The following is a 10,356-nucleotide window of genomic DNA, read 5'->3' as shown; positions in this document are numbered from 1 at the left end:
CTGAAGGGCAGAACCCCCAAAGACTACCGCGAAGAAACCTACCTCACCAGCCCTGTATTCAACCGCGGCACCTGCAACGAAGAAGGCCGTGCAGCAACCCCGCCAATCGAAGAACGCGCTTACAAAGTCTACAAAGAAAGAATCGACAGCTTCGAATTACCGGATATGACAAAGGCCCAGAAGGACCTGCTGAACGAACACCTTCCGGAAAAATTCAAGATCAAATAAAGAGTATCTTTCCGAATTGGCGGAGCAGGAGCCCCGCCAATTCATTTCTTACCAGGACTTTTCATTGTTAATCTTTGACCATAAACGGTCTGGACAAAAGAGACAGACCATTTAAAATGATTTTTTACATATAAAGGGGGAAGATACGGCCTGAAAGCCGTATCAAAGAAGAATGAAAACAAATAAGAAAGAGGTCAACTACACGCAGCTGTCCAAATTCAGGCGCGCGCTGCTCATCTTTCTGTCCGGCGCGGGCAGCGGTATTATCTATGTTCCAGTATATTTAAAAAATGTTTTTTATGAACCCCTGCTCATGGGACTCAATATCACCAACGCCCAGCTCGGGTTTTTATCCGGGATGTACGGCATTATGGCCACCATTCTCTATATCCCGTGTGGGATTGTGGCAGACAAGGTGCGGCTTAAGACACTGGCAGCCGGCGGGTTTATCAGTACCGCCGCCGTGGTGTACTGGTACGCGTCCCTGCCCTCCTACCCAGTTCTGGTCTTGATTTTCGCCGTTATGGCAGTGACAACCATTCTCATTTTCTGGGGCTGCCGTTACAAGCTGCTGCGCTTTGCCGCCGCAGAAGAAGACTACCCTGCCGTTGTGGGCGTCAGCTACGCGCTGTACGGCCTCGGCGGACTGGCCATCAACGCCGTTACCCTGGCCGTATTTAACGCAATGCCCGATTACCGCGTGGGCGTCAGCGTTTCACTGATCTTCCTGGCAAGTGTCATCCTGGTGCTTGGGATCATTTCCTTATTCGCGATACCAAAGTTTGAAGGTGAAGTGAACCCAGACCCAGATAAGAAGTTTAATATCAACGAATTTATCGAAGCACTCAAGCATCCAGGGGTCTGGCTGGCCAGCGGCACCCTGTTCTTTGTCATGATTGTCTACATGGGCATGAACTACACCACCCCATATCTCACCGACGCGTTCCTGGCGCCGTTAACACTGGTCAGCATTATCGGGATGATCCGTTACTATGGGATTGCCATCATCTCCGCGCCGCTGCTGGGCGGGATCGCCAAAAAGGTCAACTCACCCTCCAAAACCATTCTGGTGGTCATGGCCGCCTGCGCAATCTGCTGCTTCGCCTATATTTTACTGCCGCAGACGGCGGGCTTCCTGATGGCAGCCATTGTCATCACCCTGGTATTGGGCTTCCTGGCCAACGGCGCTTACGGCGTTGCCTCCTCTGTTTTAACGGAAACCCATGTGCCAGCCCATATCTTTGGCGCGGCCTCCGGGCTTTTGTCCGTCATCGGTTTTCTGCCAGAAAGCTTTATGCATCAGCTGTTTGGCAGCTTCATTGACAAGTATGCGGTTCAGGGCTACACCTATATTTTCATTTGCCTGACCGTCAGCGCGGTGATCGCCATCGGCGGCTGCATCGCCACTCAGATTTATATGAAGAAAAAATATCCTAAGGACGAAGTGCCGGCGGTAGAAGAATAAATCGATAATAAGATGACATTAAAAAAGGAGGTGGGGTGCGTCTCGCACCCCACCTTATGAAAGAGAGGGGAAGCTTATGGAAGGTCAGGGTAAAAAAAATATCGATAAAACAATGATTGGGGTTGTGCTTGCGTTTATCGTGATTGTTTGCGCCTGCCTGTTTATCAGTCCGGATTGGAGTAAATGGATCATCAACAGTGTCAACAGCTTTATTGCGACCAATCTTGGCTTTGTATATGTATGGATTGTGTTTATATCCATTATTCTGTGTATTGTTCTGGGAACCAGCAAGTTTAAAAATATTAAGCTGGGCGAAGGTGAAAAGGAATACAGTGAGTTCTCGTGGGCATCGATGATGTTCTGCGCCTCTATGGCGGCTGGTTTCCTTTACTGGGGCAGTATCGAATGGGTTTTCCATTATATGGCGCCGCCCTACGGCGTGGACGCGCAGAGTGTGAAAGCAGCTGAATATGCTGCGACGCTGCCGCTTTTCCACTGGGGTATTTCCGCCTGGAGTGTCTATTTGATACCGGCCGTAGCCTTTGCGTTTGTGCATTTTAACCTGAAACAGGAAAAGTTTGATGTGGCCAACGTGTGCCGCGAAATTCTGGGGGACCGGGTTGACGGACCGCTTGGGAAGGTCATCAATATTTTCTTTATCTTTGGCCTTTTGGGCGGTGTCGGCACTGCGCTCGGCATTGGGTCGCCTCTGGTTTCTGCCTGTCTCAACAAGCTTTTTGGCATTGAGGACACCCCGGTTCTGCGGTTTGGGGTCATGGTTCTGGTTACCTGCATTTTTACCATCAGCGCTTACAAGGGCATTAAGCGCGGGATTAAAATCCTCAGTGACATCAATATTTTTCTCATGCTGGCGGCTGTGGTCATTCTCTTTGTTTTAGGGAACACGACCTTTATTATCAAAATGCAGACCACGTCCCTGGGCATCATGCTTCAGGAATTTATTCATATGAGCACCTATATGGACCCGGTGACCAACAGCGGTCATCCTGAGACCTGGATTGTTTTCTACTGGGCCTGGTGGATGTCCTATTCCATCTTTATGGGCCTGTTCATCGCTAAAATTTCAAAGGGGAGAACCATCAAGCAGGTAATCTTCGGAGGGCTTGGCTATGGTTTCCTGGGTTCCTTTGTATTCTTTTCCATTTTTGGCAATTATTTTATGGACCAGCAGCTCAGCGGCGCCTACGATGTAGTTAAGGGCGTGACGGAAATGGGCGGTCCGGCCACCGTGGTTGATGTTTACAGCAAGCTCCCCATCGGTACAGTGTTTGTCGTCGCGATTTTAATCACCTCCATTATTTCGATGGCCACCAATTTTGACTCGGCCGCTTATACGCTGGCTATGGTTTCCTCTAAAAAGATCCAGCTTGGTGAACGCCCGAGTAAACGGCTGACCATTTTCTGGGCTTTCTGTATGGCCGCGATTCCAATGGTGCTGATGGTATTCGGCGGATCGCTGGCAGAGCTGCAGACCCTGTCGATTATCATGGCGCTGCCAACCTGTCTGGTGTATGTCATTATTATCATCAGCTGTTTCAAAATGCTTGAAAAATATTATGAAGAAAACAACAAGTTGTAGAGCTTAGAAAGCTTTAGGCCAAAATACCGCATAAAACCAAGCTGTGCGGGGCTTTTGGCAAGGGATATCTGATTCCTGTAATATAGAGTAAGGAGAGGCTGAGAATACGGTTAAAATGGCTATGCGGCGCCTGCCAGGCGCCGCATATTTGTTTTTCCAACGCTTAAGAGCCGCTTAAATTCAGCGAATTCACACGAGATGTTCATAAAACCATCACAATGGGGTATTATAATCACTGTAAAGTTAAAGATGCAGCGGACAATCCCCTGCCGCATTGTGGTGGGTTAACATATACTTTTTCATTTCTTTTCCTTATTTTTACAAAGCAAAAGCTGCCGTCCATGGCCATTATCCCATGGACGGCAGCTTTTGTCCGTTTCAGATAAAAAACATAAAGTGATTGTTTCCCTTGTACCGGCCGGCTTCGGCAACCAGCTCATCCAATGTTATCTTTTCAAGATGCTCCTGCACTGCCCGGTCCAGCGGGTTAAACACACATTTTTGCATGGCGTGCTCAATGGCAGGTGAAGCCTCCTCTACACTGGTTTCAGTGCTTTCGAAAAGAATCTGCTCCAGCGCGGTCAGAATTTCGTAGGCGTTGATCTGGTCCGGCTCCCTTGTCAGCCGGTAGCCGCCCTGGGCGCCCTTGACGGAGTTGACCAGCCCGGCGCGCTTTAACAGAGAAAAAACCTGTTCAAGATATATCTTAGAGAGCCCCAGCTTTTCCGCAATCACGATGACCGGAACATAGTCCCCCTCAAAATCTCCCTGAGCAATGGCGATCATGGCAGCAAGGCCATAGCGTCCCTTTGCGGATATACGCATTGCGATACCTCCAATTCATAGTAAGTAAATATGTTTAATTCGATTATATCCCGAAATAGCGGACGCGTCAAGTTAATCGCTTAAATTATGGTTAAACATTTCAGATTAATGTGTTAGAATAAAACCAGTATGAGAAAATGAGGGAAGTATGAAAGCATTAAGAAAAGATACCGCGCGGGAAATACGGAAGTCCCTGAGCCGCTTTTTGTCCATCGTGGCAATCATTGCTCTGGGAATCTGTTTTTTTGGGGGCGTTAAGAGCACCAGCCCCAGCATGAAATATACGGCCAACCAGTATTTTGAGGAGCAGAAGCTGGCAGATATCCATTTGGTATCGACCTATGGCTTTACCGACGATGATGTGGCGGCCCTGAAAAAAGTGGAGGGCGTGGCAGAGGTCATGCCGACCTACTCAACGGATGTGATTGTGGAAAACGGCGAAAAGCGCCCGGTCTTCAAGGTGCTGGCTGTACCGGCCGAAGATGGCCTGAACCAGCCGCTGCTGCTGGAGGGCCGCATGCCGGAAAAGGATAACGAATGTGTGATCGAGATGCCGGACACCACTGGTCCTCACACGGGTCGGAACGCCTACAGCATCGGCAGCACCATCAAGGTATCGCCTGAGTCAGGTGATAAAAAGCTGGAGGACACCCTGTCCCAGAATGCATACACCGTTGTGGGCTATATCCGCTCACCTCAGTATATCTCCATTGAACGCGGCGCCACCTCTGTGGGCAGCGGCGACATTTCTTTTTATATGATGGTGAAGCCCGGGGTTTTTAAGTCAGAGCGCTACACCGACGCCTATGTTTATTCGACTGCCAGCGCGGACGGGGTCTCAGCCTACAGCACTGAGTACAAGGACGCAGTCTCAGATTTGGAAAAACGTCTGGAGAGTGTGGGGCACGAACGCCTTCAGGTCAACTACGACGATATCATGACCACTGGCACCCAGGAGCTCGACAAGGCCAGGCGGGAGCTTCTGGATGCCCAGACAACCTTTGACGACGAGATCGCAAAGGCCGAGCAGCAGCTGCGGGAGGCCGAACAGCAGATCGCGGACGGCGAGGCCGAGCTGGCCGAGGGCCGGAGAAGCTATGATGCAATGGTGAGCGCCACCACAAAGACCCTGAATGATAAGCAGGCTGAGCTGCAAAATGCCGAGGACCAGTGGAACGCCGGGCAGCAGCAGTATGCGGATGGACTGAACCAGTATGAGCAGAATAAGGCAGCTTTTGACGCCGGAAAGCCCGACGCCGAAAACCAGATTGCAGAAAAAAAGGCTGAGCTGGAAAAACTTGGCGGTGTGATTGACGGTCTCAAGATCCAGATCGCCGCCATCGAAGCCATTCCGGAAGAAAAACGGACAGAGGAGCAGAAACAGGCGCTTATTCAGATGAAGGCCCAGCTGCAAAACCTTCAGCCCGTTTATGACCAGGGAACAAAGGTCCTGAACACGGCGATACAGCAGCTAAAGGACGCTGAGAGCCAGCTGGCAGCGGCAAAAAACCAGCTGGACCAGTCAAAGGTTACACTGGACAGCGCGTTGGCTCAGATTGATCAGGGAAAGACCGCCATTGCCCAGGGCTGGCAGCAGCTTGAGCAGGGAAAAGCCCAGGCAGAGCAGCAGCTGGCAGAAGGGCAGCAAAAGCTGGACGACGCCAGAAAACAGCTGGCTGAGGGACAAGCTGAGCTGGAGGCCCAGCGCGCCGAGGGGCAGCAGAAGCTGGACGACGCCCGGCAGAAAATCGCGGACAGCGAAAAAGAACTGAAGGATGTGGATTTCGGAAAATGGTATGTGTTTAACCGTGACGATAACCCAGGCTACAGCGGCTATGGCGAGGACGCCAACCGTATCGACAATGTGGCTGGCATTTTTCCGGTATTCTTTCTGCTGGTGGCCGCTCTGGTTGCCTTTACCACCATGACGCGTATGGTTGAGGAACAGCGTATGGAAATTGGCACACTGAAGGCACTGGGCTACAGCCCAGCCAGTATCGCGTCCAAGTTTGTGATCTATGCGGTACTGGCAGCGCTGGTTGGCTGCGCCATCGGCGTGGTCAGTGGTATCAATACCCTCCCCAGGCTGATCGTGGGCGCTTACAGCCTGCTGTACCAGGTGCCAGAGCTGTCGCTTTCAGTGCCCTGGGGCGCCATTATCATCAGCTGTATCGTCACGCTTTTGTGTACTGTGGGGGCAGCGGTCCTCATCTGTTCTGTGGAGCTGAGGGAGGAGCCTTCCGAGCTGATGCGTCCAAAGGCGCCGAAAATCGGCAAACGTATCTTTCTGGAAAAAATCCCGTTTATCTGGAAGCGCATGGGCTTTATCTCCAAGGTGACCGCGCGGAATATTCTGCGCTACAAGGCCCGCTTCTTCATGACCGTTATCGGCATATCCGGCTGCACAGCCCTGATTCTGGCGGGCTTCGGCCTGCAGGACTCTATCTTCTCTATCATTCCGAAGCAATTTGAGGAGATATCGGTTTACGATGGTATGATGGCTTTTAAAAATGAGGATACCCTGGAGGCAAAGGCGCCTCTGGAATCCGAACTAAGGGCAGATCCTCAGGTTGAGGATGCCATGCTGGCCAAACAGCTGAAAATGAGCGTCGCGCTGGACACTGGCGGCCATTCCAAAGACGCTTACCTCTATGTGCCCGAAACACCCGGTGACATGAACCGTTTCATTGATCTGCGCCACCGGAAAGCGCCGGATCAAAAACTGACTCTGGACGACAGCGGCGCCATCATCACCGAAAAGCTCGCGAACGATCTCGGCATTAAGGTGGGCGACACCATCCGCCTGTATTCAGACGATAAGGAATTTAAGATTAAGGTCGCGGATATTACAGAAAATTATATTGAGAACTATGTGTACGTATCGCCAAAGGCCTATGAAGCAGCTTCGGGCGAGGCGGTCAAATATAATATTGCCTATTTTAACCTGAAGGACACCGGCACAGACGCCGAAAACGCCTTTGGGGAAAAATGGCTGGATAACAGCGACGTGGTGTCTGTGAGCTTTACAGGCAGCATTGTCAAATCCTCCACAGACAGCCTGAGCAGCCTGAACATGGTGGTGCTGGTCATGCTGGCAGCCGCCGGGGCTCTGGCCTTTGTGGTGCTTTATAACCTGACCAACATCAATGTGTCGGAACGGGTGCGTGAGATCGCCACGATCCGCGTTCTGGGCTTCTATGACCGGGAGACAAACAACTATATTTTCAGGGAAAACATTATCCTCTCCTTTATCGGGATGCTCATCGGTTTGGGACTGGGGGTTATCCTGAACAACTTTATCATCACCACTGTCGAGACAGACATCGTCATGTTCGGCCGGGGAATCGACCCCAGCAGCTATGTCTTTGCCTGCATATTCACCATGGCCTTTACGCTGATTGTCAATCTCTTCATGGCGCCGGTGATCAAAAGAGTGGATATGGTTGAGTCGCTCAAGAGTATTGAGTAGCGAACAGAAAGGAGACATCGCAGTGAAAGCAGATTTGTCGGAATTATCCTTGGAGGAACTGTGGACATTGTTTCCCATCATTTTAAAAGAGCATAATCCAGATTATAAAGTCTGGTATGAAGAAGAAAAGCAGCGGATTATCAGCAAGGTAAAACCAGAGAACCTTATCCGCATCAGCCACATTGGCAGCACAGCCGTAAAGGGTCTGACCGCAAAACCAATCGTCGATATTTTGCTGGAAATTGATGGCGCCTGCGGTGTCTCGGCGATCATAAAGGTCCTGAAGACGCTGGGCTGGAGGCTGATGTCGCAGGAGGATGACCCGGTAAAGCTGTCGTTTAATAAAGGATACACGCCAGAAGGCTTCGCCGACAGGGTTTATCATCTTCACGTGAGATATTTTGGGAATTGGTCTGAGCTGTATTTCAGGGACTTTCTGATCGCACACCCCAATGTGGCAGGGGAATACGAAAGGCTGAAGCTAAAGCTCTGGAAGCAGTACGAACACGACCGGGACGGATACACAGAAGCAAAAACGGATTTTGTCAAGCGGTATTCGGATATGGCGAAAGTAGAATTTAACAACAGATATTTGCCAGAATTGTAAGCGGAGTCCGCCCTTGCCAAATTTTAGCTTACGCGCCAAAAGGGGAGGGGTACGTTTCACGACATCGCCTTTTATTCCGGTGTTTATGGTATTGAAGTTAAAGGAAATCGGTTCATTGGAGATTTTTTGTTAAGAAGACGTGCGAAAGTGCAAAAATACCGGGTGGATTATTTCTCTGTTTCATCCTATACTTGGTTTATCAAAGGTAAGGAGGAAAATAAAATGAGTTTAGGAAACCGTTTATTTCATGCGCGGAAAAAATGCGGGCTGTCACAGGAAGATGTGGCCGAAAAATTGGGTGTGAGCAGGCAGACAATTTCAAAATGGGAAACCGATGAGACACTTCCAGATATACGGCAGTCAAAGAGGATGGCATTGTTGTACAAGATGTCTCTGGACGACCTTATCGACTTTGATGTTGATGTCAAGGAAATACAGGAGATCATCGAAAAGACCGATGAAAGGACAGAAGAAAAAATAGACTGGACAGAGGCCTGGGGAAAGAAATATCCCATTTTAATACGTTACCAGAACCAGGTCGATATTCAAAAATATGCGACACAGCTGGAATTAATACTGGATGCCCTTAAAGCTGAATACGAATATAATGATTTAGATACCTTTCTTGTTTTAAAGGATATTCTGGCTAAGCTGTGGGGCAGCAGGAAAAAGTAAAGGATGGACGCTACATTGGGTGGACTGGAACAGTGGCGTTTGATATGAGTGAAGATAAACGGGAAGTTGAGTATTATATTTTGAGATCAAAGGAGAAAACCAATGAAGCTGGACGAAGCAATAAACTTATGCAGGGGTACCGGATTATCGGGATGGGAAATGGTTGGATATGTGAACCGTTTGGTCAATGAAAATATGGAATATTCTGTTGATATACCCTTTACAATGCATAGAAAGGCGTTTCGGATTGGAAAGGGATACTGTGTGCAGCAGGCGTTCTGCGTCCGTGATATATTAAAAACGCTGGGGTATAGGGTTCAGCTGGTTTATTGCCGTAAGGCCATATTTAAGGATACGGGAACTACCTCGGGCCATACCTGGTGCAGGGTTTCCATTGACAAAAAAGAGCAAAATGTGTGCTCATGCCATTCTGACAATTATCCCGGAAAGGTTAACTTTATTCCAGTCTCAAAGGTTAGAAAATATGCCGGGCCGATTGTAATAGGCGGATACTTGGGCTCAATTCCCGTTTGCTTCAAGAGGATGGTTGCTGGCAGTCGGTAAAGCCGACGTTTTAAGTTTTGTAGATGAAAAGCTTTAAAATGGATCTATCGTGTCATCCATTTTATTATGGTTTGCTCTGGCGCATTTTCACACAAAGAACTTCCTGTTTATAGCCCCAAAAGAGACAGCATGCATTCTGCATCCTGCCTCTTTTTCAGTTTAATACTGCCTGTAGTAAAGCCAGAAAGCCAGGAAAATCACGAGGATGACGATCAGGATGGCCCCGAGGGTAAAGAATAGCGCCGGGTTGAAAAAGGAGCAGACAATGCCGCCGAAGCCCAGGAGGGCAAGGGTCAGATAGAGGGTGCTGCGGCAGGTTCTCAGCTGAATGGACTGATTGCGTTCATCTTTTTCGGCGATTTCGAGGGCTGCAAGCTGCTCGGGGGCCCTGAGGGCGCGGGCATACCGCAGGATTCGGAAAATACAGACCGCCTCAATGCCTGCGAACAGGCCGATGCTTTTTGAAAGGACAGAGAGGTCGGGCGGCCCCCCAGACGGAAGGCTATACAGGATACCGGCAATAGCGGCCAGAGCGCCGAAGACAGCGATGAGCACACTGAGCTTTAAGCGGCGGACGATGGTTTTTCTAAAGGGATTCATGGCTTTTTTCTTCCTCCTCAATTTCTGAGAAATCAAAGACCTCCTCAATGGTCAGGTCAAAATATTTTGAGATTTTGTAAGCAAGAACCAGCGAGGCCGTGTATTTTTCATTCTCGATGGAGGTGATGGTCAGCCGGGTGACCTGGACGGCCCTTGCCAGCTCTGCCTGGGAAATATGCCTTTGTTTTCGTAGTTCGCGGATACGTGTTTTCATTCCGAAGCTCCTGCTTTTTTTCTAATCATAATATAAAAACAGGAAAACGACAAGTATCAACGCAAAATAGTATAGCACACTATACAATTATTGTATAGTATGCTATACT

General features: G+C 49.4%; 9 protein-coding genes and 1 pseudogene. 7 read left to right on the top strand and 3 right to left on the bottom strand.

What is annotated here, in order from left to right:
• From DW091_RS14675 to DW091_RS14665, 3 genes and pseudogenes are all read left to right on the top strand, one after another.
• Positions 1-228 (top strand): annotated as a pseudogene (locus DW091_RS14675) (trimethylamine methyltransferase); the annotation flags it as partial.
• Positions 229-400: 172 nt separating this feature from the next.
• Complete coding sequence (locus DW091_RS14670; protein ID WP_058695984.1) at positions 401-1,693, top strand: MFS transporter; 1,293 nt, start codon at positions 401-403, stop codon at positions 1,691-1,693.
• A 76-nt stretch (positions 1,694-1,769) separates the two neighbouring features.
• Positions 1,770-3,293 carry a BCCT family transporter gene (locus DW091_RS14665; protein WP_118518521.1) on the top strand — a complete coding sequence of 508 codons (1,524 nt, stop codon included), beginning with the start codon at positions 1,770-1,772 and terminating at the stop codon, positions 3,291-3,293.
• A gap of 378 nt (positions 3,294-3,671) precedes the next feature.
• Here DW091_RS14665 and DW091_RS14660 read toward each other — a convergent pair whose 3' ends face one another.
• The gene (locus tag DW091_RS14660; protein ID WP_074617370.1) at positions 3,672-4,118 is read right to left on the bottom strand and encodes an Rrf2 family transcriptional regulator; all 447 of its coding nucleotides are present in this window, start codon (positions 4,116-4,118) and stop codon (positions 3,672-3,674) included.
• Positions 4,119-4,266: 148 nt separating this feature from the next.
• On the opposite strand from DW091_RS14660, the gene DW091_RS14655 reads away from it, so the two are divergent.
• The 4 genes from DW091_RS14655 to DW091_RS14640 all read left to right on the top strand — a co-directional run bounded on the left by DW091_RS14655 (position 4,267) and on the right by DW091_RS14640 (position 9,433).
• Positions 4,267-7,587 carry an FtsX-like permease family protein gene (locus tag DW091_RS14655; protein ID WP_118518520.1) on the top strand — a complete coding sequence of 1,107 codons (3,321 nt, stop codon included), beginning with the start codon at positions 4,267-4,269 and terminating at the stop codon, positions 7,585-7,587.
• Positions 7,588-7,609: 22 nt separating this feature from the next.
• Entirely contained in the window at positions 7,610-8,194 is a 585-nt protein-coding gene (locus DW091_RS14650) for a GrpB family protein (protein WP_187368476.1), read from the top strand.
• A 222-nt stretch (positions 8,195-8,416) separates the two neighbouring features.
• On the top strand, positions 8,417-8,869 hold the full coding sequence (locus tag DW091_RS14645; protein ID WP_074617373.1) for a helix-turn-helix transcriptional regulator: 453 nt from the start codon (positions 8,417-8,419) through the stop codon (positions 8,867-8,869).
• Between the two features lie 102 nt (positions 8,870-8,971).
• Positions 8,972-9,433, top strand: a complete 462-nt coding sequence (locus tag DW091_RS14640; protein WP_118518519.1) for a hypothetical protein — start codon at positions 8,972-8,974, stop codon at positions 9,431-9,433.
• Between the two features lie 159 nt (positions 9,434-9,592).
• On the opposite strand, the gene DW091_RS14635 is transcribed toward DW091_RS14640, so the two are convergent.
• Together DW091_RS14635 and DW091_RS14630 are read right to left on the bottom strand one after the other, a co-directional pair.
• The gene (locus DW091_RS14635) at positions 9,593-10,033 is read right to left on the bottom strand and encodes a hypothetical protein (RefSeq protein WP_118518518.1); all 441 of its coding nucleotides are present in this window, start codon (positions 10,031-10,033) and stop codon (positions 9,593-9,595) included.
• Positions 10,020-10,247: a helix-turn-helix transcriptional regulator gene (locus DW091_RS14630; RefSeq protein WP_118518517.1), complete on the bottom strand. Its 228-nt coding sequence runs from the start codon at positions 10,245-10,247 to the stop codon at positions 10,020-10,022. The genes DW091_RS14635 and DW091_RS14630 overlap by 14 nt, the downstream gene beginning before the upstream one ends.
• Positions 10,248-10,356: the final 109 nt, after the last annotated feature.

Source organism: Eubacterium sp. AM05-23 (genome assembly GCF_003477535.1).
Taxonomy (GTDB): Bacteria; Bacillota; Clostridia; order Eubacteriales; family Eubacteriaceae; genus Eubacterium; species Eubacterium maltosivorans.
Note: the sequence above shows the minus strand (reverse complement) of the source record. Positions and strands in the feature narration are given on the sequence as shown.